Raw genomic sequence first — 26,044 nt, forward strand, 5'->3', positions numbered from 1 at the left:
GACCGGCCGGTTCGGCGTGTTCGGCGCGCGATGCCGGGGTGGAGGGGGCACGGTGTGCGCATGAAGGACTCACTTGCCGCCCGCGCCGAGACGCTGGGCACCCTGCACGCCCGTCGCCCCCTGGTACTGCCCACCGTGTGGGACGTCTGGTCGGCCCGCACCGCGGTGGCCGCCGGCTTCGAGGCGCTCACCATCGGCAGCCATCCCCTGGCCGACTCCCGCGGCGCGGCCGACCAGGAGGGGCAGACCTTCGCCGAGGTCATCGACGCGGTCCGCCCGATCATCGCCGCCGTCGAGGTACCGGTCTCGGTCGACCTGGAGTCCGGCTACGGCCAGAGCCCCGAAGCTCTCATCGAGGGCCTGCTCGACGCCGGGGGAGTGGGCCTGAACGTCGAGGACACCGTGCATTCCGAGGGTGGGCGCGTGCGCACCACCCAGGAGCACGCCGACTACATCGCCGGCCTGCGCGCGGCCGCCGACAAGGCCGGCGTCAGCGTGTGGATCAACGGCCGCACCGACCTGTTCGCCCACGCCACCGACCACGCCGCGGTGGCCGACGAGGCGATCGTGCGCATGAAGGCGCTCGTCGAGGCCGGTGCCGACAGCGTCTACCCGGTGAAGATCCAGGACAACGACGAGCTGCTCACCGCTGTCGTGCAGGCCATTTCGGTGCCGGTCAACTCCACGGCCCACCCGGTCAAGCATGACCTGGCCCGCTTCGCCCGCCTGGGCGTCGGGCGCATCACCTACGGCCCGCTGCTGCAGTCGGCCCTGACCGACTCGATGACGGCCATGATCGGCCCCTGGCGAGGCTGACGGTCACTGGGGAAGATCCGTGCGGGTAGAGCGCACGGATCTTCCCCGGTCCGGGTTTTGGGGCCCCAAACGACGAAAGGGACCCTGGATGGGTCCCTCTTGTCAGTGAAGCTCCCCCCACTGGACTTGAACCAGTAACCCTGCGATTAACAGTCGCATGCTCTGCCAATTGAGCTAGGGGGGATCGTTCTTGCCGGTGTTCCCTCCGGCGATGAAAACTCTACCAAACCCCAGAGGGTGCTGCTGACCAATCCCCGGTGGGCGTGGCGGACCGAGGACTGGGACCTCGCTCACAAGACCGGCACAGGCGGTTCACAGCTTCACAGGGAACTGCCAGGAGGGGCCAAGGTGGGGCACAGGTGGCGGGTCGAGCTTCGGGATGATGGCGCCGCCCATGCCGGGAGCGGCCCGGATCGAGGGGATCGCATCATGCGCGCACTACGTCTGACCGTCGCGGTGGCCGCGGGGGTCGTCGCGCTGGGGGCCGCGGGCTTCGCCGCGTATCCGGCCTTCGCCGATGACACGCCCGGCCCGGGTTCCAGCGTCGGCGCGGCGCCGGTTCCGGGACCGGACCGGATCAAGGACGCACTCAAGGGCCTGGTCGACGACGGCACCATCACCCAGGACCAGGCCGACAAGGTGGCGGAGAAACTCGCCGACTCCCAGGGGCCTCGCAGGGGTCAGGCCGGGCGTGGCTTCGGGGGTGGGCCCGGCGGTGGCTTCGGCGGTGGCTTCGGTGTGGCCCAGGACGAGCTGGCCAAGGCGCTGGGGTTGTCCACGGACGACCTGCGTAGCGCTCTGGCCGACGGCACGTCGGTCAAGGAGCTGGCCCAGAAGCAGGGGAAGGACCTGGATGACGTGATCGATGCCCTGGTCACGGCGGCGACCGCGAAGATCGACCAGGCCGTCACTGACGGGAAGCTGTCGCAGGACCGCGCCGACGAGCTGAAGCCGAAGCTGAAGGAACGCATCACCGCCCTGATCGAGAAGGGCGGTCCGCGCGGGCACGTCCGGGGTGGGCAGAGCCGGTCAGGGGACGATGAGCAGAGGGACGAGGGCACTCCGGCTCCCAGCGCCCCGGCTCCCAGTGCTCCGGCCCGGCCCCAGAACAGCGACACCTCGTTCCTGTAGCGATACCCGCGGCCCCTCGGTGATCCCGCCGTCGTGACTGGCTCGGGATTGACGGTGCGCGCTGTGCTGAAGGTCGGGGTCGTCGGGCTCGGGACGATGGGGGCGCCGATGATCGCGGGCATCCAGGAGGAGCTGGTCGCCGCGGGCTTCGGCGACGAGGACGTGAGCAACCTGGCCCGGCACACCCGCTCCGAAGACGCCTGAACCCTTCCCCACCCGTCTCCTCTTACACCCGACGAGCTTAATCGTTATCGGGATGTGACAATGGCTGCGCGGATGCGGGTTGGACGAGGAGTCGGCAATGGCGGATTCACAGGCGCGGGCAACGGGGTCCGAAGCAGGATCTGAAGCGGACTCGGCGGCGTTGTGGGGGCCGCCGGGGCAGGACCCGGTCGATATCAACCCGGCCACCCCGCCGACCCGGCGGTCGCCGGATGCGCCGGCCACGACGTCCACCATCGTGCCGAACCGCACCGCCGACCGGCCCGCACCCGTGCTCGAGAGCCTCGACGGGCAGGGGCAGGTGGCCGAGTTCGATCTCGGCGACCGGTCGGTGGTGGTGGCCGAGAGCAAGCAGATGGAGGACGCGCCGGACTGGACGACCGATCTCGACGGGCCCGACGGGTGGGTTGACGAGGGAGGCCGGGCGGCCCCGGCGTCGTCCGGTCGCCGAAGGCTCTTCCTCACCGCGGCGGCCGTGTTCGCGCTGGTGCTGGCCGGTCTGACCGGGTCGGCGCTGTTCGGGGACGACGAACCCCCGCTGCCGACCGGGGAGACCGTGGTGCTGGGACGGCATCTGACGGCTCCCGTGGCGTTGCACCTGCCCGAGGGCGCCACCGCCACGGCCGACGACAGCTACGTGGGGGTGCAGTTCGCCGGTGGTGGCTGGGTCCTGGTCACCGTGCCCGAGCAGGTGGTGCAGCCCGACGGCTCCCGGGCCGCGATGCCGGCCGATCCGGCAGCCTGGTTGCAGGCTCATCCGGACGTGTACGTCAGCGGCATCCGCCAGGTGCAGGTGGACGGGCGCAAGGCCACGCAGCTCGACTACCGGCGCTCGGCGATGGCCGAACCCCAGAGCCGCTACGCCCGCCTGCCGCTGTTCTGCGGCTGGCGGGGCGGTAGCAGCCTGGACGACACGAGCATCTACCGGGCGGGCCGGGGCCCCTCGAGCCAGGAGTGCACGAAGATCACCGACGGAGCTCGCGTGCGTGCCACCTTCATCCCGATCGGGGGACGAACCGTGCTGGTCGAGGCGATCTGGAGGCCCTACGGCGTATGGGGCTGGCGGATGCCCGCCTCCCTGAGCGACTCCTACGACGACCTGCTCGACGGGCTCGCCCCCCGCGTCACAACACGCCCTAGTACCTAGTACTGATTCGGCCAGGACTTGCTGCGGCGGAACAACCGGGGACGCGCCTGTTCCCGACGGCGGCGGGTGCCCGCCGGGGTGCGCTTCTGGGCCGGTTCCAGCGCTTCCCAGATCACCTCGGACGTCTTGAGGGCGAACGGGTCCCGCAGGATCGACATGTGGTCGCCGGGCACGTGGGTGAGCCGCCAGGTGCCGGTCAGGTAGGGCGCCCAGGCGCGGCGGTCCTCCTTCTCCTCACTGTCGGCGGCCACGATCACGAGCGTCTCGCCGTCGAACGGCTTGCCCTTGTACATGCGGTGCAGGTAGTTGCTCTGCCGCCAGAACCGCCAGTACTGGTCGTCGCCGGGGGTGCCGCGCAGGCCCGTGGTGGCCACGCCGAGGGCCGTCTTCAGCCGCTGTACCGTCGAACCCTCGGAATTGGCGTGTGATTTCCGGTCCGGCGGGAACGAGTCCAGCACGATCAGCAGGCCGATCTCCTCGCCGGCGTCGCGCAGCTGGTGCGCGACCTCGGTCGCGACCACCCCGCCGAACGAGTGCCCACCGATGAAATAGGGCCCGTTGGGCTGAATCTGGCGCAGCATCTTGATGTGGCGGCGGGCCGAGGCCTCGACCGTCCAGTCCGGGATGCCGCGCGCCTCCAGCCCGTAGGCCTGCAGCGCGTAGACCGGCTGGTCGTCGGGCAGGTGACGCACCAGCGGCACCAGCGTCACGCCGAGCCCGCCGCCCCCGGTCAGCAGAAACAGCGGAGGACGGGAACCCCTGGCCCGCAACGGAATCAGGGTCTGGTTGGCGGCATCGACCTTACGTGTGACCCGCTCGGCGAACTCGCCCAGGGTAGGTGCCTGCACCAGCACGGTGGTCTGCGCCTCGCTGGTCGAGACCCCGAGCTCGGAGTGCATCCGGCTCATCAGGCTCTCGGCGGCCAGTGAGTCGCCCCCGAGCTCGAAGAAGTCGTCGTTCAGGCTGATCTCGGGTAGGGCGAGCACACTGCACCAGAGCGCGCGAACCACTTCCTGCCACTCGGACAGGTGCTCCTTGGTGGCACCGGCCCGCACCTGCGGAGCTTCGGGCAGCCCGGCCCGGTCGAGCTTGCCGCGGTCGGTACGGGGCAGGGCCTCGATGAACACGATGCTCTCGGGAACCATGTACGAGGGCAGCACCTCGGTCAGCCGCTGCCGCACCGAGGCCGCGCTCGGCCGCTCGGCCGTCGACACGATGTACGAGACCAGGCGCTTGCCCCCGTTCTCGTCGCCCTTCCCGGCGCCGACAGTCAGGGATTCGGTGATGTCGTCCAGCGCCGAGAGCGCCGCGTCGATCTCGCCCGGTTCCACCAGGTAGCCGCGGATCTTCACACTGTGGTCGCGGCGGCCCAGCAGGCGCAGCGCACCGTTCTGGTCGACCGTGCCGACATCGCTGCTGCGATAGGTGCGGGAGCCGTCGGTGCTGAGGGGGGTGGGGGTGAAGGCCGCGTCGGTGGCGGCCTGGTCGCCCAGGTAGCCCACGGCAAAGTTCCGCCCGGTCAGTGTCACGGTGCCGGAGCCCGTTACGGGCACCGGGGTTCCGTTCTCGTCGACCAGCGTCAGGTCGATGTCGGGCATGGGCTGCCCGACCGGCAGCAGACCCTCGATTGCCGGATGGGTGCTGTCCACCCGGTACTCGGTGAGCAGACCGGTCTCGGACGAGCCGTACCGGTTGCGGATCAGGCAGCCGGGCGGCAGCAGCGCGCGGGCGGCCTCGATGTCGGGCCCGTACGCGGCCTCACCGGCGATCGTGACGCTGGTGAGACGCCGCAGGAGCTGCGGGTTCGGCGAAATACCCACGAAATTGCGCAGAATGGCCGGGCTGGCCTGCACGATCGTGACGTTGTTCTGCTCGATCCAGGCCGGCAGGGAGCCGATGCCGCGACTGCGGATGTCGTACATGGCCATCGTGGTGCCGACCAGGATGCCGGCGCAGGTGGCCATCAGCCCGGCGTGGAAGGCCATCGGCAGGGTGTGGGCCACCACGTCGTCGGCGCCGTAGCAGTGGGAGGCACTGGCATTGGCCCAGGCGTCGCGCACCAGCATGCGGTGGTCGTTGACGACGACCTTGGGACGCCCGGTGGAACCGGAGGTGAAGGCGTAGGCGGCCGCGTCGGTGGGTTGCGGGCCGGTGGCCCAGAGATCTTCGAGATCGGACTCAGTACCGCAGTTCTCGGCGGAACCGTCGACCACTACCTGGCCCACGAGCTGCGCCGCGGCCTCCGCGTTGGCCTGATCGGTCAGGCACAGCTGCACGTCCACCCGCTCGACGAAGGCCTGTAGCCGGGCCGGGGGAGTGCGGGGGTCGAGCACCAGGATGGGGTGACCGGAGGTGACGATGCCCCACAGCGCGGCGACAGCGGCGGCGCCGTGCGAGTACAGCAGGGCGACCGGTCGCTGCGCCGGCGAACCGGCCGCCGCGGCCCGCACCTGACGCCTCACCGCGGCGACGCGCAGGGCGAACTCGCCATAGGTCAGGCGCAGCTCGTCGTCGTGCACGGCGAGTGCACCGGGCTGAGAAGTAACTACGTGGTGTAGCCGAGCGACGCTGCCCGTCTCGACGTCCGCATACGCCAGCGGATCGACATGGCGCTCCGTCTGAACGGTTTGCGCGCTCATTCCTTGCCCCTCCCTAGGTCTGACGTAACGTCATATTTGCCCATCCTGACGTTGCGAGAGACTTCACGACCAACGCCGACCAATATGCCAAGGAGACCGGGAATCGGTCGCGAGAGCAAGTGAAACCCGTAGGTAGACACAGGGTTGTAATGCACCGATTGGTGTCACTAGGGTAGTAATTGGCCGGGCACCATAATGGGTGATGCCTGAGAGAAATCGGAGAAGCGCCACACTCCCCGATGCCAGTTTCGTAGGGTGAGCGCATGACCGAGACCCCCAGCCCCTGGGCTACCCGCCGTCGTGCTCCGGTGCGCTCCACCCCCCAGGACCTCCATCTCTCGGCGATGACTCTGCGTTACTGCTCTTTCTCGGACCGGGTTCTTGCCGCAGCGGCCGCGGGGTTCAGCGGGATCGGTCTGGGCGCGGTCGACTACCTGGACGCCCGGCGCTCGGAGTTCTCCGAGGAACAGCTCGCCGATTATGTGTCCCGGCACGGTCTGCGGGTGGTCGAGCTGGAATTCCTGGCCGACTGGTGGCGTGAGGCCGACGTGCGCGGCGTTCGACTCGAAGAAGATCTTCTTTTCTATCTGGCCGACCTGCTCGAGGTTCCCCAGATCAATGTCGGCCTCTTCGCCGAGGTGCCCTTCGACGTCCAGAAAATGCAGTTCCGCCGCCTGTGCACCCGGGCCGCCGACCACGGCGTCCGCATCGCCCTGGAGTTCATGCCCTACAGCAGCCTGCGCACCCTCGACGCGGCCCGCGAGCTCGTCTCCTGCGCCGACACCGACAACGCGGGGCTGATGCTCGACGCGTGGCACTGGCACCGCTCCGGGGGTACCCCCGACGAACTGCGGACCCTGAGCGCCTCTGAGGTGTTCGCCGTGCAGCTGTGTGACGCGTCCGCCGTCCCGAACCCCGACCTGCGTCACGAGGGCCGCCACGAGCGGCTCCTGCCCGGCGAGGGCGTGGTGGACCTGACCGGCTTCCTCGGCGCGCTGACCGAGATCGGCGTCGACCTGCCCCTGGCCGTCGAGGTGCTGTCCGACCAGCTCGACGCCCGGCACCCGGTGGAGGTGGCCCGGCTGGCGGCGCAGTCGGTGGCGCCGCTGTTGTCGGAGCGCGCCGCGGTGGCTTAGGAGGTGGTCGGCTACTGCTCGCCCACCCAGGCCTGCACCTGCTCCGGGCTGGACCGGGGCGCGTCGATGAAATGGGGGACGAAGCGCGCCTGGGTGTCCGTGATCAGGCGCCCCGCGTCCGTCTCCCGGATCCCCAGCCCGGCCGCCCTGTCGCCGATCACCCACGTCCCCAGGACCGGAAGGCAATCCCCGATCCGTGGAACCTCCTGGTACTTCTGGTAGATCGCGGTCTGACCCTGCGTGTGCCGCTCCTCGACCCCGGCCGCGACCCGTCCGTTCCTGATCACCTTGACGCCCGCGCCCTCCCAGCCGTGCACGGGCTTCACCACGTAGTCGCGCCCCAGCTTCTCCGGCGACCAGTAGGCCGGCAGCAGGTTCGGGTGCCCCTCGTACAGCTCCCACATCGTCGCCAGCACGGCCTTGGACCCGGTGAGCACCTTGTGCACGGGCTCCAGCCAGGTGGTGCTGCTCTCGAGAGCCCGCTGCCCGAAATCCTCCGCCAGCATCCACTCCCAGGGATACATGGCGAAACAGGTCTTCACCTCGTCGTTCTCAAGACCCATGAAGGTCGTCGAACCAGGTCTCAGACCGAGCTGATCGATCGGCAGCGTGATCGCCCGGCCACCCGCCTCCCGCACCGTGTCGGCGACGTAGGCGATCGTGTTCCAGTCTTCCAGTGGCTCCGAGACTCCCGCCACCAGATGCACGAACTCGTTGTCCTTCAGATGCTGCTGCCAGGTGTGAACCAGGCGCTCGTGCAGCATGTTCCACTGATCACGATCGGGCTGAACGCTCTCCAGCCAGGTCCACTGCGTCACCGCGGTCTCGACCAGCGCCGCCGGGGTGTCGGCGTTGTACTCCAGCATCTTGGCCGGCCCCACGCCGTCCCAGATCAGATCGAAACGCCCGTAGAGCGACCAGTTCTCCTCCGCCGACTTCCGCAGGTACGGCCAGGCGTACTCCGGAATGCCGAGCTTCTTCAGCGTTTCCGGGTCGTGACACATCACCCGGGTGGCGTGCATGGCCATCTGGTGCAGCTCGTTCGTGACCCGCTCGAGCTCGTCCACCTGGATCTCGGAGAACCGGTACGCCGCCCCCTCGAACCAGTACGGCAGCTCGTCCCCACCGTCGTTGCGCTCGCGGGCGTAGGCCAGGCCCTCTTCCTCGACGATGCGGTAGACGTCGGGGCGAGGCGTCTGCGGAAGCCGGATCACCCGCCCACGCTCCCACCGTGGGCGCGGCTGGTCTTGCCGAAGCCGCCGCGCGAGAGAGCCGACTTGGTGCTCTGCTTCGTCACCGTGCCACCGGCCGTGTCGCCACCGCCGTAGACCGCCCCGTGGCCGCTCGGGATCGAGCCCACCGAGCCGGGGTAGCTCGACATCTTGCCGCCCACGGCCGGGAAGGACGTGCCGCGGGGGAAGAGACGCCAGAGGTAGACGCCGCCACCGTGCGACGAGCTACCGCCGTTGTGGTCGCACTCGTCGTCGTCGACCCGGGTCTGTGTGGTCTGGTTCACGCACACACCCTGGTGGTCTTTCTGCGGCTGACTGCCGCATCCGGAGAGCACTGCCGCTGCGAACAGAGCCGTGCCGCTGGCTACCACCATGGTGCTGCGCCTTCGAGGGTTCACCCGTACCGATCGTTCCCGTCTGTCATGAGCTGGTGTCTGTGTCTGCGCTTCTGACGACACGGGGGCGGGGGTCTGTTGCACGAGTTCCCGCACGATCTTGTGCTGCCGGTCACGGTGGGCGTCACGGGAGGGTGGCATGTGCACGGGAACCACTCTGGCCCGTGCCGGGGCGTCCGCATGTCGGAATTCGTCGTAAGTGCCTGACCAGGGCAGACGTGCCTGCCGGCATCCGTTGTTCACCAGATGTCCGGGACCGGGACCGTCGGCCCCCGCGCTGCCGGTAATCTTGCCTCCGGCGCCCTCGGGTGCTTCCTGCCCACAGTGACGTGGCGCAGGGCGGGCCAGTAGCTCAATAGGTTAGAGCAGCGGACTCATAATCCGTAGGTCGCGGGTTCGAACCCCGCCTGGCCCACCTGCTTTGAGCTGCATTAACGTCGGTTTCAAGATCCTTACCGAGCCGATTTTGCAATCGCTCAGCACAGAACGGTGCCGGAGACCCGTAGCCCGGAACGACGAAGCACCAGGCCCGGACTCGGGGGTCCGTGACCTGGCGCTCGTGGTGACCGAGGTCGTTACTTCACCTTGACGCGGGCAGTCGGGCTGGTGACCCGGTCGGATGCCGCGTCACCGGCGAAGGACCACCGGAACGATGCCGCGGCCGTCACCTTGACGGACGTCTTCACCGTGCCCTTCGCATCGGCCTTGACCTTTTTCACGTTGGTCCACTGACCGCCCTTGACCTGCTGCAGCGTCAGCGTCCGGGACGCGTACGGCTTGAACGACCAGGTGCTCCAGTCGGCGCGGGTGAGCGAACCGGTGATCGTGGTCGTCTTGCCCTTCTTGACCGCTGCGGGGGTGGCCTTCGCGGTCATCCGGGTTTCCCGGACGACCGTCAGGCTCCCGGCGCTGCCGCTGTCGACGAGGGCGGTCCCGTCGGCGGAGGAGGCCCACACCTCGGCCTGCCACTTGCCGGCCAGACCGTTGCTGCGCAGGTCGTACGGAAGATCCCAGAGGTAGACGTCGGCTGAGCACTTGTTCGACGGCACAGATGTGCAGGTCACCTTTGATCTTGACAAAATCTCTACACACTCGCTGTGGCGAAGTCCGCATTGTCCCGTGTTCCGCCGGTAACTTCGGCTGGGCTACGTACTGGACCAGCGATGGCAGCCCCCCGCAGCAGATAGGAACGGTTGGACGACGCTGTCGGGCCGGACACGTCGGGCGCCTCCTGTGAAGATGAGAGACACGGTGAGGGCATGAGCACCCAGAGCCCCACGGCCCTGAGGCGCTGGCTTCTGGAGGGGCAGGCGCACCGGGCGGCCGAACTCCAGGACCCGCACGGCGAAACGACGGGGAGCAGCGCTTCGGGGGAGCGTGGTCACACCTGGTGGAAGGTGATGTGCCTGACCGGGGTGGACTACTTCTCCACCCTGGGCTACCAACCCGGAATCGCGGCGCTGGCTGCGGGGGCGGTCGCTCCGGTCGCCACGATCGTCCTGGTGGCCCTGACCCTGTTCGGTGCGCTGCCCGTCTATCGCTGGGTCGCCCGGGAAAGCCCTCATGGCGAGGGATCGATCGCCATGCTGGAGCGGGTCCTGCCCTGGTGGGGCGGAAAGCTTTTCGTTCTGGTGCTGCTCGGATTCGCGGCCACCGACTTCCTGATCACCATGACCCTGTCCGCTGCCGACGCCTCGGCCCACGCGGTGGAGAATCCCTACGCCCCGCAGTGGCTGGATGGCCACCTGGTGCTGATCACGCTCGTTCTGCTGGGTGCGCTGGGGGCGGTGTTCCTGCGCGGATTCAAAGAAGCGATCGGTATCGCCGTCGTCCTGGTCAGCATCTACCTTGTCCTGAACGCCGTGGTGATCGCCGTTTCCGTCGCGGAGGTCATCGCCCATCCGCACGTCATCAGCGACTGGACCAGGCTCCTGCACCAGGAACATCCGAGCTGGCTGTCCGTGGCCGGGGTCGCCCTGCTCGTGTTTCCCAAGCTGGCCCTGGGCCTGTCCGGTTTCGAGACCGGGGTCGCGGTGATGCCGCAGATCAAGGGTGGGCCGGATGACACCGAGAAGAACCCGGCCGTGCGCATCCACGGTGCCCATCGGCTGCTGACCACCTCGGCGCTGGTCATGAGCGTCTTCCTGGTGTTGTCCAGCTTCGTCACCACCTTGCTCATCCCCCCGGCCGAGTTCGAGGACGGGGGAGTGGCCAACGGTCGCGCTCTGGCCTTCCTGGCTCACGAGTATCTGGGCAACATCTTCGGGACCGTCTACGACCTTTCCACGATCGCGATCCTCTGGTTCGCCGGAGCATCGGCGATGGCGGGGCTGCTGAACCTGGTGCCCCGTTACCTCCCCCGCTACGGCATGGCACCACGCTGGGCCAGCGCGATCAGGCCGTTGGTCCTGGTCTTCACCGCCGTCGCGTTCTTCGTCACCTGGTATTTCGATGCTGACGTCAACGCCCAGGGTGGTGCCTATGCCACCGGCGTCCTGGTGCTCATCACCTCCGCGTCCATCGCGGTCACCTTCACCGCGCGCCGTCGTCGTCATCGGCCGGCCATGCTCTTCTTCGCCACGGTGTCAGCGATTTTCACCTACACCACGGTGACGAACGTGATCGAGCGTCCGGACGGTCTGCGGATCGGCGCGCTCTTCATCCTGGCCATCATCGTCGTCTCGGTCTTCTCCCGAGCCGGACGTGCCTTCCAGTTACGCGGCGCCGGAATCACGTTCGACGCTGCGGCCCGCAAATACATCGAGGCTGCCGCTAAATGCGGCACGCTGTACCTGGTCGCCAACGAACCGGACGCCCGGGACGCCACGGAGTACCGGGACAAGGCCCGTGAGATCCGGGCCGAGAACAACCTGCCCAAGTGGGCGCCGCTGGTCTTCGTCGAGGTCACGGTCACCGATGCCTCCGATTTCGAGACCGAACTGCGGGTGATCGGTGAAGAACGCTTCGGTCATCGCATCCTGACGGTCCGCAGCTCGGTGATCGCCAACACCATTGCCGAAATCACCCTGGCCGTCCGCGATCGCACCGGGCTGGTGCCACACATCTACTTCACCTGGACCGAGGGCAACCCCGTCACCAACCTGCTGCGCTTCCTCTTCGTCGGTGATGGAGAAGTCGCTCCCGTCACCCGAGAGGTGTTGCGTGAAGCGGAGCCTGACGCGACGCGGCGGCCCCGGGTGCATGTGGGCTGAACCGGCGCACATGGGCTGAACCGTCGGTCTCGCACACTGATTCGTGACGCAGCTCCCGACGGCGATTCTGCTCAGCGCTTCACAACCGCACGATGATTTTACCCTCGTTACCCGGAGCCAGCTCATAACTGGAGTAGAGCCTCCGCACCTGCGGCTGCTTCAAGAACGTGATCACCCGCTGCCGCAGCTTCCCGCTGCCCTTGCCGGGAATGATCTCCACCGCCGTCTGCCCGGTGGCGGCGGCCCGGACGATGAACGTCCGCAGCGCGGTGTCGATGTCCCGGTTGCTCCGGAAGATCGGGTGCAGGTCCAGCGACAGCATGGTCCGCCTTTCGTGTCTGAGGTGGCCGGGGAGGTCCCCAGCGATGCGTACATCCGGTACCGGATGTACCAGGTGTACACATCGTGCGCCGGCCGTTCCGAATGTTGTATCTCATGGGGTCGGGTTCATCGGTGGCGGAGAAGCCGCTCCCGTCACCCGAGAGGTGTTGTGTGAGAATGAGCCTGACGTGACACGAAGGCCCCGGGACCAGGTGGGCCGAGACGGCGGTCTCCGGCGGGGCGGGGCCCGGTGGCGACGGCGTGGTCATCCCGGTCGCAACCCGACACCGGTCCCGTTGCCGGCCGCTCCTGGCATACTCTGTGGATCGGGCCGCTCTGATGACGTATCGGGCGGGGCCGGGTAGTCCGGGCAGTTGTTGCGCCCCGTTGCCCTGAGCCACCAAAGCCGGAGGCCGGTTTCCGGGCGACCGCAAATTCCTCGCCAGAGAAGGTTTCTGAGGACAATGCGGAGTGGTCTGCGTCACGTCTTTCCAACATCAACTTCGTCTCTGGCGGGACGAGAACTCTGCTGCCGGTCGTCCTACCCGGCCACGTCGTCAGGGACCGACGCCTTCGGGGCCGGTCCGTACGTTCGAGGAGTCTCATGACCACTGGACCAGTGACGGTCCCACCGACCGAGGAGCTCTCCACACAGGTCCGCCGGATTCTGTCGGCGGAGGAGTTCCGGACCGCGCTCGAGCGCGACCTTCTCGACGGTGTCGACCCAGAAATCGCAGCTCGGGTGTTCGCCAAGGCTGATGGACTTCGCCGGGACGTGCTCGGGCAGGTCGACAACATTCCCATGGAGGAAGAGCTCCAGTGGACGATCGCCCTGAGCTACATGGAGCTGAAGGCGCAGTGGCTCCAGCGTCAGGTGCGCGTCTGTTACGAGGAGATGATGACCGGTTCCTGCAGCAAGGAGGTGGCTCTGGAGGCCTCGGCGGCGTCCTACCTCATCAGTCTGATCGAGCCGCTCCTCGATGCCGAGCACCTGCGTCGGATCCGGGAACTCTTCGTCTCGCAGGTCGATTGAGTCGTTCCCGTGGTGCGGCCGGGCAGAGTGCCCTGAGAGGTGAAGAAGTATGACCGTGAACAGCCCGCTAGATCTGGTTCCCGACCAGATGCCACCGTCGGAGTACGGCGGCAGGAGGGACCACGATGACAGCCTGGTGCAGCAGCTGACCGCTCTCTACCACGAGAAGCAGGAGCTCCACCATGCTTTGGGAGTCTCCAGCGCCAGCGAAGTGATCGATCTGTTCCACGCGGCACAGCGCCAGGACATGCTCAAGAGCCTGGGGGAGCAGCTCTTCTCCCTGTACGGGGAGCGCGAAGAGCTGGAGAAGGGCCTCGGGACTTCGGCATCGAACGAGATCGTCGATCTCGTCACCAGTTTGCGTGCCACCATCCGTTCCCTCGTCGACGATTCCCGTCGGCGTCTTGCCTATGAGACAACCGTCCTCGACAGCTACGAAAGGTACCTGTGACATGAGCGATCAGTTCATCGACACCATGTGGGCCACCGCCACCAAGGCCGCGGCCCAGGGCGGGGCCTTCGCCTCCCCGGGCGAACTGTCCGCCCTGACGACGATGTCCGCCTCACAGGCCGACACGCTGCCCTACGGTGCGGTCAGGGTCGACGACAAGGGCGCGATCAGCGTCTACAACCGGTACGAGAGCGAACTGGGGGGAATCGCGCCGGCCAACGCGATCGGTAAGAACTTCTTCACCGATATCGCCCCCTGCACCAACAACAAGGTCTTCCGTGGGTGTTTTCTCAAGGCGGTTGAACAGGGCAGTGCGGACTGCCTTTTCAACTACACGTTCACCTACAAGATGCGTCCCACCGAGGTGAAGGTGCACATGCACCGGGCCAACGGGGTCAACTGGATGCTCATCGCCAAGAAGTAGGTGCCACGGCGTCGATGGGGCCGTACCGGCTCATCGGCGCCGTCACCGTTTGCCCCGGGTTTGCCCCGGGGCGGCGAACCACGTGAGGGGACATGGACGAGACGGGCCTGCCGGTCGACGCCACCGGCGAGCGTGAATTGAGTGCCCGGCTGCGCCAGAGACTGCGGGGCTCCAGCGTCCCGGTCATTCTCGACGGCGAACGCACCCTGCCCGCAGCCAGTCTGTGGGTCAGTGCCCGGCGGTTGGTCGCCGGTCTACGCGCCGCCGGTCTGGAGCGCAACGACCGGGTACTGGTCTGCACGAACGACGACCTGGTGCTGGCCGCCGCCGTGGTTGCCGGGTTGACCGGCGGAATCACCATGGCTCTGCTGCGCCCGCCGCCCGGCGGGATCACGGCCGACCGGATGCGGGCCGGAGCCGAGGCCGTAGATGCCCGGCTGGTGGTGCATGCCTCCTCGGACCAGATCGAACCGTCCGGCCACGAGGGCATGCTCGCTCCCGCCTGGATGGTGTCCGCGAGTCTGGAGGGACTGGCCCCGGTCCCGAAGTTGCGGCGGGCGTGCCGACGGGCCGACCCCGACGGCCCGGGGATCGCCCTGCTGCTGCACACCTCCGGTTCCACCGGGCGTCCCCACTGGGTGGCGCTGACCCCCGGGAATCTGACCGCCGTCCTGAACTCCCACCTGACCGTCCTTTTCGGGGACGCCTGGGATCCCCAGGACCCGGGCGAGCGGCCGGCCGGAGTCATGGCCAGTGTGCTGCCGTGGCACCATGCCTTCGGAGTCGTCCTGGATCTGCTCGTCGGTCTCACCGCGGCGCAGGTCGTGCTCCGGGACCGGGCCGCGGGCGCCGACCCCGAGCGTCTGGCAGCCCTGTTGCAGCAGGCGGGGGAGGGAGCCTGGCTGAACAGCGTCCCGCTGACCCTCCGCCGGTTCCTGCGGGCCGCGCCGAACGAGGCGCCAGCCCGGCTGGCGGCGCTGGGAGGAGGGTTGGTCGGCGGTGCTTCCGTCGACGCCTCTCTGGGACAGGAACTTTCACGCACCCGGTTACGGCCTGGATACGGGCTGACCGAGGCCGGCCCCGGAGTGTGCCTGGGCGATCCGGGTGACTTCGCGGTCGGGGTGATCGGCCGCCCGGTCGGCTGTCACGTGGAGATCGTGGACGGGCGGCTGGCGGTGCGTGGCCCCAATGTCGGGCCCGGGGTGCTGGACGCCACGGGCCTCCTGGTGCGGCGACCGGAAGATCGGCTGATCACCGAAGACACGGTACGTGATCATGGGCAACGCTTAGTGTTTACTGGCCGCGTGGACGACACCGTCAAGCTTCCCAACGGCTGCTGGGCCAATCTCACCGACATCGACAGCGAGGTCACGGCCGGGACCGGGGTGGATTGCGCCTCCCTGTCCCGGCCGGACTCGGGTCTGACCCTGGTGGTTGATACCGCCCCGGCCGCGGTGGAGGCATGGGTGGAACGCTCTCCCCGCCCCTGGACGGCGCACGTCCGGGCGGTGGCGGCCGTGCCCGCCGACCACTGGCCCCGATCACCCAAGGGCGAGATCCAGCGGCGCCACCTCGCCGAGCATCTGCTCGGGAACGACTCCCGCCCGGTCCTGGACGATCTGGACGATCCGTCCACGACACAGGGCGGTGAGGTCGCCCGGCCGGAGCCGAGCAGTTCACGGTGACCGCCACGGTGATGCTTCCGCTGAACCTGACCGCCGAGCGACTTGAGTCCCTCGCCGGCACTGCCCGGGTCGAGGTGGACCTGTATCCGGAGGCGGAACAACGCATGACGGCGGCCCGCAACGGGTTGCTCGAGCTCCTGGCCGCCGGCACCCCCGTCTACGGCGCCACCACCGGATTCGGCCCGCATGTGCGATACCCGGCGGACGGTGACCCTTCGGCCCAGGGGGCTTCGCTGATCGCGCACCTGGCCTCCGGCACCGGTGATCCGGTCGAGCCGGAGCTGGTGCGGGCCACGATTCTGGTGCGCGCCAACTCGCTGGCCCGAGGGCATTCGGGGATGCGAGCAGAGACCCTCCGGGCCCTGCTGGGCCTGGTGCGTGCCGGAGTGGTCCCTACCGTCCCGAGGTTCGGCAGTGTGGGTGCCAGCGGGGACCTGATCCCGTTGGCACACATCGCCCGGGCGCTCACCGGCGAAGGGCGGGTCCTCGCCGACGGTCCCGGTTCACGCCCGGCCGCCGAGGCGCTCGCCGAGGCCGGCCTGTCCCGGGTCGGTCTGGACGCCCGGGAAGCCCTGGCCCTGGTGAACGGGACCAGCTACTCGACGGCGATGGCAGCGATGGCTCTGGCCCGCACCCGTCGGCTCCTGCATCGGGCGGTCGATCTGACCGGATGGTTGTACGCCAGTCTGGGTGCCCAGGAGCAGGCGCTGGATCCGAGGCTGCACGCGGTCCGCGGACAGTCGGCGCAGCAGCGGGCCGCCGCTGCCGTACGGGAAGCGGTCGCCGCCGCACTCCCCGGTGTGCCTTCTCCGGCCGGCACCAGTACTGGCGACGAGGAGAGCGGGGTCGGGGAAGGCGCCGGCCGGACGAGCCTGCCGGAGCGACCGCTTCAGGAGGTTTACTCGTTGCGGTGTGCGCCACAGGTCCTGGGTCCGACGTTCGAACTGACCGGCCTGGCGGGGCGCATGATCGAGGACGAATTGGCCGGGGTCAGCGACAATCCGGTGCTGGTCGATGCCACCGCGGCTGGTCTCGGGTGGGAAGCGCTGCACGGCGGTAACTTCCACGCTGCTGCGACAGCGACGGCGGCCGATCTGCTGACCGGGGCCCTGACCCAGGCAGCGGTGCTGGCCGAACGGCAGATCGACGTCCTGATGTGCCCGGCCACGTCGAGGGCCCCGCTGCTGCTGGCCAGCCGGCCGGGAGCGCAGGCCGGTCTGGCCGGTGCCCAGCTCACCGCTTCGGCCGTGCTGGCCGCCGCCCGCCACGCCTGCGGATGGGCGTCGACGATGAGTGTGCCGACGAACGCCGGTAACCAGGACATCGTGCCCATGGCACCGCTGGCGGCGCGGACATCACTCGAGCAGAGTGACCGCTTGGCCAGCATTCTGGCAGTCCTGGCCATCTCCCTGGTGCAGTTCCAGCATCTGCGGGCCCGAGGGCTGGCTCCGGGCCGGGCCGCCCTGCCCCCGGCCTGGATGCCGTGGGTGGAAGGGTTTGACCAGGATGTCGAAACCCACTCGATGATCGAGATCGTCCGGGAAGGGATCCTCGCTCCGTGAACGGGTGAAGCCGGATGCCGGGTGACCCGGGTCACCCGGTCACCTGGAGGCTGTCCTGGTCGGACCGGTCCTCCCGGGGCGTCTCGATGGTGAACTGGGTGATCATCAGCTGCTGTAGTTCGCTGCCGAGGATTTCCAGGCTGCTGGCGGACGCCCGGGCCCGGGCCACCGCGCCCGCGGTGAGATCGGAGGTGGCTATGACGCAGTCGGACAGCATCCCGATCATCGAGGAGGTTCCGACCGCTCCCTGGGCGGACATCGAGATGTCGGCGATGATCGACCTCTGACTGTCCACCGCCCCGGCCACCAGCCCCTGCTTGGAGTTGATCTGGGTGACGGTTTCCGTGATCTGCTCGATCGAGCCGGCCGCCGATGACACATCAGCCTGGATCGCCGCCACCCGGGTAGCGATGTCGCTGGTGGCGCTGCGGGTTTCCTCGGCCAGCGTCTTCACCTCGTTGGCGACGACGGCGAAGCCCTTGCCGAACTCGCCGGCCCGGGCGGCCTCGATGGTCGCGTTGAGGGCCAGCAGGTTGGTCTGCTGGGCCACCGAGTTGATCAGTTCGATCACGTTGCCGATCTCTTCGGACGAAGACCCCAGGCGCTGGATCTTCTCCTGGACCACGGCGACACCACCGGTGGCCTCGGTCGCGGTCCGGGCGGCCTCGTCGGCGTTGCGGGAGATGTCGGCGATCGATCCGTTCATCTGCTCGGCCGCGGCGGCCACGGCCGCCACGATTCCGGCCACTTCGGAAGAGGCAGCCGTGACGGCCTGGGACTGGGCGGACGACTCGGCGGCCCCCTCCGCGACCTCGTCACTGATCCGGCTCAGATGGGCCCCGTGCTCGGTGACCTGGCCGGCGGAGGCGTTGATCGTGCGCACGACGTCGTAGAGTTTGTCCAGGGCGCCGTCCAGATCGGCTCCCATCCGGCCAATTTCGTCCCGAGTGGTCATCTCGGTGCGATGGGTCAGGTCTCCCTGGGCGAGAGCGTGCGTCACGGTCTGGACCCGGCGGGCGGAACGACGCACCATCCGGGCGACCAGCAGAGCCATGGTGAAGGCGGCGAGTTCGGTCACCAGCCAGAGGGCGATCACCTCCCAGCGATCGCGGCGGTGATCGGCCAGCAGCTGGTTCTGATCGGCGGCGGCCTGGCTGACCGTGGCGGCCCGGACGGTCGTGAGGCCGGTCAGCAGATTCTGCATCTGAGTCTCGCCCTCGCCGGTCAACAGCGAGAGAGCAGCTTCCGGGTCGGTGGTCAGCGCCGGCACCAGGGTGGAATCTCGCCAGGTGGTGTACGCGGTCCATAATTCGCTCAAAGTTGCTGAAGATGAGGAGCTTCCGTCAGAAGCAGCGTAGCTTGCGAGGGTTCGGGCAGCCGACTCGTCGAGCGAGCGGGCCTGGGCGATGGCCTGGGTCTGTGCGGCGCCGCTGGTTGCCTGGGCGAGAAGCAGGTCCGCCCGGGACTGAAGGACGTCGGCGCGCAGGTCGTCCACCGAGGTGAGGGGGACGATGTAACTGCGGCTGATCTGGGGAGCCGTGTCAGCCAGAAGCATGAGGGTCATCAGCACCGCGCCGCCACTGAAGATGGCGGCGACGACACGGACGCTGATGATTTTCTGGAACAGCGACAAGTTGGACAGGGGTTCCAGAAAACGCTGCGTCACTCCGAACCGGGGTGGCACCGTCTCTGCCTGAACGCTGACCATCGAGGGTCTCCCAGAGTTGAAGTTCTTCACCACGACACCAGCGACCCAGGCGATGGTCGCTGCGATGCCCGGTGAAGGTACCCGGGCCATCCGTGGTGATCTTCGACCACCGTCCTGCGCAGTTGAGTCCGGACGATGGGCGAGCTTTCGGCCTTCGGGGGGTAGATCTCGCTCGACCCCGCAACCGCACTTTGCTGTCGGTCGACCGAGCCACCGCGACTCGTCCGTGGCCCGGGTCACATTCTGATGGGCTCGCTGAGAAACCCCCGGGTAACGACCACTGTCGCTCCTCGTAACTATCGAGCGATAGCTAATAGACCCACACCGTCCAGCCGTCCCGAGAAAGCACAGGCCCCATGCCTCATCGGATGCGCTTCACCGCTCTCACCGCAGGCCTCGCGGTCACTGCCCTGGCCCTGACCGCCTGCTCCGGAAGCACCCCGGGCACGACCAGCACCGGTAGCTCGGACACCACACTCAACCTCGCCTTCCTCGGCGCGATCTCCACGCCCGACCCGGACTCGGCCTACGACGGCTACGAGCTCAACCTCGTGAACAGTGCCTACGAGGGCCTGCTCGACTACCAGCCCGGTCAGGCCGAACCGAAGCTCGTAGGCCGGCTCGCCACCGCATGGCAGGCCAACGACGACAACACCGAGTTCACCTTCACCCTGCGCGAGGGCGTCACCTTCCACGACGGCACCCCCTTCAACGCCGACGCGGTCAAGGCCAGCTTCGACCGCCGCGTCGACGTCGACGCCGGCCCCGCCTACATGGTCAAGGGCGTGAAAGACGTCACGACCGACGGCGACTACCAGGTCACCGTCACGCTGAAGAGCGCCAACTCGAGTTTCCTCGACCTGCTCGCCTCACCGTTCGGGCCGAAGATGATCAGCCCGACCGCGCTGAAGGAGCACCCGTGGAAGGGTGAGGACGACAATTGGTTCGCCACCAACGACGCGGGCACCGGGCCGTACACGTACACCGGTTTCGACCCGGGCGTCTCGTACGACCTGAAGACCTACGCCCAGTACTGGGGTGACGAACCCGGTTACCAGGACGTCCACTTCGATGTCGTCTCGAACATGTCGACCGTGCAGCTCCAGCTCAAGAAGGGCGAGGTGGACGGGCTGATCGGGTACACCGACAGCTCCTCCTTCAGCTCGCTGAAGAAGGTCGAGAACCTCAAGACCTACGCCTTCCCGAGCATGCAGACACCCACGCTGTTCGTGAACCCGAAGAGCCCCGAACTCGGCGACGACACCACCCGCAAGCAGTTCGTCGGCGGCATCGACTTCCCCGAACTGGCGAAGCTGGCGCTCGGCGACACCGGAACCTCCACCACTCAGGTCTTCCCGCAGAACCTGCTGCCGGAGGCCGTGAACCAGCAGAAGATCAGTTACGACGAGGGTGCGCTCGCCGATCTGGCCGGTGGTGCTCTCCAGGACAGGACGATCTCGTGCGGGTACGCCGAGAGCAGCTCGTCCGGCCAGGCGCTGTGCGACAACCTGACGGCGATGCTGAACCAGGCCGGGGTGAAGGCCGACAGCACGGGATACGCGGCCGGCACTTACTACTCGGGCCTGGCCAAGGGCGCCGACGCCCCTGACGTCACGTTCTTCTCCGGCTTCCCCGACACCGCCAGCCCGGACGCCTGGGGCACCGTCTTCTACACACCCGACGGCGGACTCGATCTCTTCGGGGCAAGTGTTCCCGGCCTGGCCGACAAGCTGGCGCAGGCCGCGACGAAGGACGACGATGCCCTGTACGGCGACGCCGCGAGCATGGTCAGTGAGTCGGCCTACTGGTACTCGGTGGCGAACAGCCTGGGCACGGCCGTCTTCCAGAAAGACGTCACCGGCGTCGAGGAGTCCTGGAACCCGGTCATCACCGGTGTGCTGCAGCTGGCGCACCTGAGCCCGTCGGGAGACTGACATGACCGCCGCTTTGTCCGTCGCCAACCTCAGCGTCCACTACACCCGCACGACCGCGGTCGACGACGTCTCCTTCACCATCGAGCCGGGGCAATGCCTCGGCCTGGTAGGGGAGTCCGGCTCCGGGAAGAGCACCATCGGGCTCGCGGTGCAGGGGCTTCTGACGGACCTGCGCGGCGTCACCACCCACGGCACGGTGACCGTCGCGGGCACCTCGCTCGACCCGTCGAAGGAGACGGGCTGGCGGGGCGTCCGCGGTCACCGGGTCACCACCGTCTTCCAGGACCCGATGTCGTCGCTCGACCCGACCATGACGATCGGGCGGCTGCTCGGCCTGGTCACCGGGAGCACGGCGGAGAGCACGCGGTGGCTGGAAGAGGTGGAGATCCGCGAACCAGCCACCGTGCTGCGCAGTTACCCGCATCAGCTCTCGGGCGGTATGCGTCAGCGCGTGATGATCGCCCTCGCCCTGGCCCGGCGTCCTTCCCTGCTGATTGCGGACGAGCCGACCACCGCTCTCGATGTCAGCGTCCAGGCACAGATTCTCAAGCTGCTGAGTCGGGAGCGCGAACAGCTCGGCTGCGCAGTCCTGTTCATCACGCACGATCTGGGCGTCGCCCGGGCCGTCGGTGACGAGGTGGCCGTGCTCCGGAACGGGAAGATCGTCGAGCACGGCAACACCGCCGACACACTGGAGAAGCCGCAGAACCCCTACACGCAGCGGCTGGTCGCCTCGCGGCTCACCCTGCATTCCGATCGGGGACGCCCGGTGGGGCTTCCCGAGGCCACGGTCGTCGCGTCGATGGCCGAGGCCCGCGGGATCCAGGACGCGGATCTGGAACGTCAGTGGGCCGAGGGCAGTTTGCGGTGGAGCGACTTCGGGGCCGAGGCCGAGGGTGGCCCGCGTTCGAGCGCACCGGCCCTCGAGCTGGCCAAGGTGAAGAAGTCCTTCTCCACCGGAGGCTTCGGCCGGCGTCACCGCAAAGACGTGCTGCACGACGTGAACCTCCGGGTGGGGACGCGCGAGAGCGTCGCCCTGGTGGGGGAGAGCGGTTCGGGGAAGTCGACGATCCTGCGGATCGCGGCCGGCCTCGAGCAGCCCGACACCGGGGACGTCGTGGTCGACCGGCGTCGTGGGGAGGGGGTTCAGGTCATCTTTCAGGACGCGGGTGCCTCCCTGACCCCGTGGCTCACCGTTCGCTCGCTACTGATGGAACGACTCGGGAATACCGTCACCGGAGCCGGTCTCGACCGGTCTCAGCGTGAGGCACACCTGCGGACGGCGCTGGAACGCGTGGCTCTGCCGGCCTCGGTGCTCGACGCGAAACCGGCCGAACTCTCGGGTGGTCAGCGGCAGCGCGTCGCGATCGCCCGGGCCGTGGTGGTGCCCCCGTCGCTGCTGCTGTGTGACGAGCCGACCAGCGCGCTCGATGTCAGCGTGGCCTGCTCGGTACTCAACCTGCTCAACCTTCTGCGTCATGACCTGGGACTGCCCATGCTCTTCGTCACCCACGACCTGGCGGCGGCCCGGGTGATCGCCGACCGCGTTGTCGTGATCAGTCAGGGCGCGATCGTCGAGAGCGTCCCCGCGGACGACCTCGGCGCCGCCATCACCAGCGAGTACGGTCGGAGGTTGCTGCATGCCGTCCTCCACTGAGACCGACGCCTCCGGGACCGCGGCGAACACCTCGTCCTCGGCCGGTGCGCCGCGGGCCCGCCGGAAGACGACCCCGGAGACCGTGGCTCTGGCCGCCCTCGTGATCGTCGTCCTGCTGGCCCTTCTCGGCCCGCTGCTCTCGCCCTACGCGACCGACGTACCCTCCGGAACCCCCTATCTGGAGCCGTTCTCGGGCGGGCACTGGCTCGGTACCGACAACCTCGGCTTCGACGTGCTCACCCGGGTGCTGGCCGGGACGCGCATCAGTCTGTTCGCGGCGCTCGTCGTGACCGGGGGCAGTGCGCTGTTGGGCCTGCTCATCGGCGCCGTCGCCGGTTTTGTCGGTGGCTGGGTGGATAGTCTCCTCATGCGGATCACCGACCTGTTCCTGGCCTTCCCGGCCACGATCGTGGCGATGGCCATCGTGGCGGCTCTCGGGCCCAGTCTGCGCAGCTCGATGATCGGCATCGCGATCGTCTGGTGGCCGCTGTACGCCCGCATCGCCCGTGGCGAGATCCGTCGTGCCGCAACCAGTCTGCACGTCGAGGCAGCGCGGATGAGTGGCACGCACGGCACCCGGCTGATGGTGCGGCACACGGTTCCCACCGTGCTGCCGACCGTGCTCGTCACCGCCAGCCTCGACATCGGCGGTGTCATCATGACGCTCGCGGCCCTGGCCTTCATCGGGCTGGGTTCACCGGCTCCCTCGCCGGAGCTGGGGCTGATGGCCGGCGCCGGCCTGCAGTACCTGCTCGACTCCTGGTGGATCCCGGTGTTCCCGGCGGTCGCGGTGGGCCTCCTGTCGTTGATCTTCAACTATCTCGGTGACGGGCTGCGGTCGGTTCTACGGGCGAGAGGGGCCTGATCATGCTGCGTTTCACCGTGAGCCGGATCGGTTCGCTGGTGGTCGTGCTGTTCGCGCTGTCGGTCCTGATCTTCGTGGTCAGCCGGTTCGGCGGCGGAGACCCGGTGCACGCCTACGTCGGGGCCAACGCTTCACCCGACGCGATCGCGGCGGCCCGCGTCCGGCTCGGTCTCGACCAGCCCGTCGTGGTGCAGTACTGGGACTACCTGACCCGGCTGCTGCAGGGCGATCTCGGGCTCAGCCTGAGCACGAAACGTCCGGTGGCCGACGAGCTCGGCGGGCGTCTGCCGGCCACGCTCGAACTGGCCGTCGCCACGGTGCTCCTGTCGATCGTCATCGGTCTGGTGCTGGCCCGCGCCACTTCGCTGCGCGGACGGGCCGGGGGCGTCATCCGGTTCGTGCTCTTCAGCGCGGCCAGCGCTCCGGCGTTCCTCATCGCCACCGGTGGTCTGCTGCTGTTCTTCGGGCAGCTGGGCTGGCTGCCGGTCGCGGGCCGCACGTCGTACGGGGCGAGCAGCGGGCTGAGCGGCTTCTTCGTGCTCGACGGGCTGCTCACCGGCAACATCCCGTACGCCTTCGACGCGCTGAAACATCTGATCCTGCCGGCCACCGCGGCCAGTCTGGGGCCGGGCGTCGCCCTGGCCCGGGTGCTGGCCGACGGTCTCGACACCAGCCTGCGCTCCGGTTATGCCCGCACCGCAAGGTCTCTGGGTGAGACCGAGTCACAGCTGCTGCGGCGGCACGGGCTGCGCAACGCGGCCGGCCCGGCCCTGAGCCTGCTCGGTGTGCAGATCGGGATGATGCTCTCCAGCCTGGTGGTGGTCGAGCAGATCTTCTCCTGGAACGGGCTGGGTCAGTACCTGGTCACGGCCATCAATGCCGCCGACACCAACTCCGTCGCCACGATCAGCCTGCTGCTGGGCGCGGTGTACGTCGTGGTCAACACGCTCGTCGACCTGGGGCTCGCGGTGCTCGATCCGCGTGTGCGCCTCAGCTGAGAAAGGAAACCCGTGTCAGACAATCCGCTTCAGGTGACCGACTGGACACCGTCCGACGAGCTGCGGCCCGTGGGCAACACCGTGCTCGTGGTGGTCGACATTCAGGGCGGTGGTCTCGAGAACCCCTACCCGGGCAACAACCCGGCGCTGACCTACATGCCGGGTCGTGAGGTGCGCAACCCGAAGGCCGTCGAGCTGGTCACCGCGTTCCGGGCCCGGCAGGTGCCGGTGATCTTCATCCAGGAGGTGCACAAGCCGAGCCTGATCGACATCGGGCGCGAGCTGGACGGTTCCGAGGGGCCGCACTGCATCGAGGGTGAGCAGCGCACGGAGTTGCACCCGGGCCTGGAGCCACGTCCGGAGGAGTACCTGATCCGCAAGCGCCGCTACTCGGCCTTCTTCGGCACCGAACTCGACCTGCTGCTGCGCGGGTACAAGGCCGAGACGGTGATTCTCATCGGTGGCATGACCGACGTCTGCATCCACTACACGGCGGTCGACGCGCACCAGCTCGACTACCACTTCCGCACGGTCAGCGACCTCGTCGTCGGCTCGGGCCAGGAACTGCACGACGCCGCGCTGCGCGCCATGAAGTACCTGCAGCGCGACTCGCTCGTGAGCAGCACCGCGGTCTACGACTGGCTGGAGACCGTCTCGATCAAGGAGACCGCATGAACATCAGTGGCAAGACCGCCCTCGTCGTCGTCGACTTCCAGGGCGGTGACCTCTCCGGTCCGCAGGCCGCCTACGGCCTTGGCCAGTTGGAGAAGGCCCAGGCGATGGTCGCCGAGTGCCGGGCCCAGGGCGTGCCTGTGGTCTGGATCCAGGAGGTGCACAAGCCCCACCTCACCGACATCGGCCGCGAGCTCGACGGTTCCGAGGGTCCGCACTGCATCGAGGGAAACCCCGGTACCGAGATCGCGACCGGCCTGGGGCCGGTGGGCGAGGAGTTCCACATCCGCAAGCGGCGCTACTCCGCCTTCTTCGCCACCGAGCTCGACATCGTGCTGAAGTCGTACGGCGTCGAAAACCTCATTCTCATCGGTGGCTTCACCGACATTTGTATCCTGTACACCTCGGTCGACGCGCACCAGCGCGACTTCTTCATCCGGGTCGCCACCGACCTGACCTCCGGCTCGAGCATCCAGGCCCACGACGACGCCCTGAAAATGATCAACTATCTGCAGCGTGATGCCCTGGTCACCTCCGACGAGGTCATGGGCTGGCTGGCAGAGCCGGCACCAGCGGTGTGAGGCGTGGGTGGGGTGGTGGTCCTGGTGGTCCCCGGGGCGGTGGGGGCACCTCCCGGACCTCAGATACCGGGGGATCACCTGATCACGAACCAGGGAGGGATCGGCACACGGGCGAACGTTCATGGCGTCGGCACCGGGTGGGGCCGTTGGTGGTCCGGAACGGGGGTCTTTCGGACCTGGGATCGGCCTGCTCAGGGCAAGGGTAATATCCCTGGGGTGAGAG

General features: G+C 68.2%; 23 protein-coding genes and 2 tRNA genes. 18 read left to right on the top strand and 7 right to left on the bottom strand.

The genetic code is table 11. The features are described from left to right. Nucleotides 1-60: 60 nt before the first annotated feature. Nucleotides 61-816 (top strand): isocitrate lyase/PEP mutase family protein, encoded by a 756-nt coding sequence (locus QSK05_RS31090; protein ID WP_285600957.1) that lies wholly within the window; start codon nucleotides 61-63, stop codon nucleotides 814-816. Nucleotides 817-927: 111 nt separating this feature from the next. Here QSK05_RS31090 and QSK05_RS31095 read toward each other — a convergent pair. Continuing rightward, a tRNA-Asn gene (locus QSK05_RS31095) sits at nucleotides 928-1,000 on the bottom strand. Nucleotides 1,001-1,245: 245 nt separating this feature from the next. Here QSK05_RS31095 and QSK05_RS31100 point away from each other — a divergent pair. The 3 genes from QSK05_RS31100 to QSK05_RS31110 all read left to right on the top strand — a co-directional run bounded on the left by QSK05_RS31100 (nucleotide 1,246) and on the right by QSK05_RS31110 (nucleotide 3,316). Beyond that, a complete protein-coding gene (locus QSK05_RS31100; RefSeq protein ID WP_285600958.1) occupies nucleotides 1,246-1,947 on the top strand; it encodes a hypothetical protein in 702 nt (233 codons plus the stop codon). Between the two features lie 54 nt (nucleotides 1,948-2,001). Then, nucleotides 2,002-2,151, top strand: coding sequence for a hypothetical protein (locus tag QSK05_RS31105; protein ID WP_285600959.1), 150 nt, complete (start codon nucleotides 2,002-2,004; stop codon nucleotides 2,149-2,151). Between the two features lie 97 nt (nucleotides 2,152-2,248). Then, nucleotides 2,249-3,316, top strand: coding sequence for a hypothetical protein (locus QSK05_RS31110; RefSeq protein ID WP_285600960.1), 1,068 nt, complete (start codon nucleotides 2,249-2,251; stop codon nucleotides 3,314-3,316). Here the strand turns inward: QSK05_RS31110 and QSK05_RS31115 are convergent. Then, nucleotides 3,313-5,955, bottom strand: a complete 2,643-nt coding sequence (locus tag QSK05_RS31115; RefSeq protein WP_285600961.1) for an AMP-binding protein — start codon at nucleotides 5,953-5,955, stop codon at nucleotides 3,313-3,315. The genes QSK05_RS31110 and QSK05_RS31115 overlap by 4 nt on opposite strands. 263 nt (nucleotides 5,956-6,218) lie before the next feature. Here QSK05_RS31115 and QSK05_RS31120 point away from each other — a divergent pair, with 263 nt between their 5' ends. Further along, entirely contained in the window at nucleotides 6,219-7,091 is an 873-nt protein-coding gene (locus QSK05_RS31120) for a sugar phosphate isomerase/epimerase family protein (protein ID WP_285600962.1), read from the top strand. 11 nt (nucleotides 7,092-7,102) lie between these two features. On the opposite strand, the gene QSK05_RS31125 is transcribed toward QSK05_RS31120, so the two are convergent. Together QSK05_RS31125 and QSK05_RS31130 are read right to left on the bottom strand one after the other, a co-directional pair. Continuing rightward, nucleotides 7,103-8,305, bottom strand: a complete 1,203-nt coding sequence (locus tag QSK05_RS31125) for a glutathionylspermidine synthase family protein (protein WP_285600963.1) — start codon at nucleotides 8,303-8,305, stop codon at nucleotides 7,103-7,105. Beyond that, a complete protein-coding gene (locus QSK05_RS31130; protein ID WP_285600964.1) occupies nucleotides 8,302-8,697 on the bottom strand; it encodes a hypothetical protein in 396 nt (131 codons plus the stop codon). Before QSK05_RS31130 ends, QSK05_RS31125 begins: the two co-directional genes overlap by 4 nt. Nucleotides 8,698-9,059: 362 nt before the next feature. Between QSK05_RS31130 and QSK05_RS31135 the strand changes: the two genes are divergently transcribed. Then, nucleotides 9,060-9,133, top strand: a tRNA-Ile gene (locus QSK05_RS31135). A 160-nt stretch (nucleotides 9,134-9,293) separates the two neighbouring features. Here QSK05_RS31135 and QSK05_RS31140 read toward each other — a convergent pair. Next, nucleotides 9,294-9,767 carry a hypothetical protein gene (locus QSK05_RS31140; RefSeq protein ID WP_285600965.1) on the bottom strand — a complete coding sequence of 158 codons (474 nt, stop codon included), beginning with the start codon at nucleotides 9,765-9,767 and terminating at the stop codon, nucleotides 9,294-9,296. Nucleotides 9,768-9,977: 210 nt separating this feature from the next. Between QSK05_RS31140 and QSK05_RS31145 the strand changes: the two genes are divergently transcribed. Beyond that, nucleotides 9,978-11,930 carry an APC family permease gene (locus QSK05_RS31145; RefSeq protein ID WP_285600966.1) on the top strand — a complete coding sequence of 651 codons (1,953 nt, stop codon included), beginning with the start codon at nucleotides 9,978-9,980 and terminating at the stop codon, nucleotides 11,928-11,930. Between the two features lie 79 nt (nucleotides 11,931-12,009). On the opposite strand, the gene QSK05_RS31150 is transcribed toward QSK05_RS31145, so the two are convergent. Next, nucleotides 12,010-12,252, bottom strand: a complete 243-nt coding sequence (locus tag QSK05_RS31150) for a Smr/MutS family protein (protein ID WP_285600967.1) — start codon at nucleotides 12,250-12,252, stop codon at nucleotides 12,010-12,012. 603 nt (nucleotides 12,253-12,855) lie between these two features. On the opposite strand from QSK05_RS31150, the gene QSK05_RS31155 reads away from it, so the two are divergent. The 5 genes from QSK05_RS31155 to QSK05_RS31175 all read left to right on the top strand — a co-directional run bounded on the left by QSK05_RS31155 (nucleotide 12,856) and on the right by QSK05_RS31175 (nucleotide 17,406). Further along, a complete protein-coding gene (locus tag QSK05_RS31155) occupies nucleotides 12,856-13,284 on the top strand; it encodes a hypothetical protein (protein ID WP_285600968.1) in 429 nt (142 codons plus the stop codon). A 49-nt stretch (nucleotides 13,285-13,333) separates the two neighbouring features. Continuing rightward, a complete protein-coding gene (locus QSK05_RS31160; protein ID WP_285600969.1) occupies nucleotides 13,334-13,735 on the top strand; it encodes a hypothetical protein in 402 nt (133 codons plus the stop codon). Between the two features lies 1 nt (nucleotide 13,736). Continuing rightward, entirely contained in the window at nucleotides 13,737-14,159 is a 423-nt protein-coding gene (locus QSK05_RS31165) for a PAS domain-containing protein (protein WP_285600970.1), read from the top strand. Nucleotides 14,160-14,251: 92 nt separating this feature from the next. Continuing rightward, nucleotides 14,252-15,844, top strand: coding sequence for an AMP-binding protein (locus QSK05_RS31170; protein ID WP_285600971.1), 1,593 nt, complete (start codon nucleotides 14,252-14,254; stop codon nucleotides 15,842-15,844). Beyond that, the gene (locus QSK05_RS31175; RefSeq protein ID WP_285600972.1) at nucleotides 15,841-17,406 is read left to right on the top strand and encodes an aromatic amino acid ammonia-lyase; all 1,566 of its coding nucleotides are present in this window, start codon (nucleotides 15,841-15,843) and stop codon (nucleotides 17,404-17,406) included. Before QSK05_RS31170 ends, QSK05_RS31175 begins: the two co-directional genes overlap by 4 nt. A 31-nt stretch (nucleotides 17,407-17,437) precedes the next feature. Here the strand turns inward: QSK05_RS31175 and QSK05_RS31180 are convergent, their stop codons facing one another. Then, nucleotides 17,438-19,204: a methyl-accepting chemotaxis protein gene (locus QSK05_RS31180; RefSeq protein WP_285600973.1), complete on the bottom strand. Its 1,767-nt coding sequence runs from the start codon at nucleotides 19,202-19,204 to the stop codon at nucleotides 17,438-17,440. Between the two features lie 278 nt (nucleotides 19,205-19,482). Here QSK05_RS31180 and QSK05_RS31185 point away from each other — a divergent pair, with 278 nt between their 5' ends. The 6 genes from QSK05_RS31185 to QSK05_RS31210 are packed head-to-tail and all read left to right on the top strand — an operon-like array spanning nucleotide 19,483 to nucleotide 25,821. After that, a complete protein-coding gene (locus QSK05_RS31185) occupies nucleotides 19,483-21,048 on the top strand; it encodes an ABC transporter substrate-binding protein (RefSeq protein WP_285600974.1) in 1,566 nt (521 codons plus the stop codon). A 1-nt stretch (nucleotide 21,049) separates the two neighbouring features. Beyond that, the gene (locus tag QSK05_RS31190) at nucleotides 21,050-22,705 is read left to right on the top strand and encodes an ATP-binding cassette domain-containing protein (protein WP_285600975.1); all 1,656 of its coding nucleotides are present in this window, start codon (nucleotides 21,050-21,052) and stop codon (nucleotides 22,703-22,705) included. Further along, nucleotides 22,689-23,570: an ABC transporter permease gene (locus QSK05_RS31195; protein WP_285600976.1), complete on the top strand. Its 882-nt coding sequence runs from the start codon at nucleotides 22,689-22,691 to the stop codon at nucleotides 23,568-23,570. Before QSK05_RS31190 ends, QSK05_RS31195 begins: the two co-directional genes overlap by 17 nt. A gap of 2 nt (nucleotides 23,571-23,572) precedes the next feature. After that, complete coding sequence (locus QSK05_RS31200) at nucleotides 23,573-24,568, top strand: ABC transporter permease (protein WP_285600977.1); 996 nt, start codon at nucleotides 23,573-23,575, stop codon at nucleotides 24,566-24,568. Nucleotides 24,569-24,580: 12 nt separating this feature from the next. Continuing rightward, nucleotides 24,581-25,243, top strand: coding sequence for a cysteine hydrolase family protein (locus QSK05_RS31205; protein WP_285600978.1), 663 nt, complete (start codon nucleotides 24,581-24,583; stop codon nucleotides 25,241-25,243). Next, complete coding sequence (locus QSK05_RS31210) at nucleotides 25,240-25,821, top strand: cysteine hydrolase family protein (protein WP_285600979.1); 582 nt, start codon at nucleotides 25,240-25,242, stop codon at nucleotides 25,819-25,821. Before QSK05_RS31205 ends, QSK05_RS31210 begins: the two co-directional genes overlap by 4 nt. The last annotated feature ends 223 nt before the right edge of the window (nucleotides 25,822-26,044 follow it).

Origin of the sequence: Kineosporia sp. NBRC 101731, assembly GCF_030269305.1 — a bacterium.
Lineage (GTDB): Bacteria > Actinomycetota > Actinomycetes > Actinomycetales > Kineosporiaceae > Kineosporia.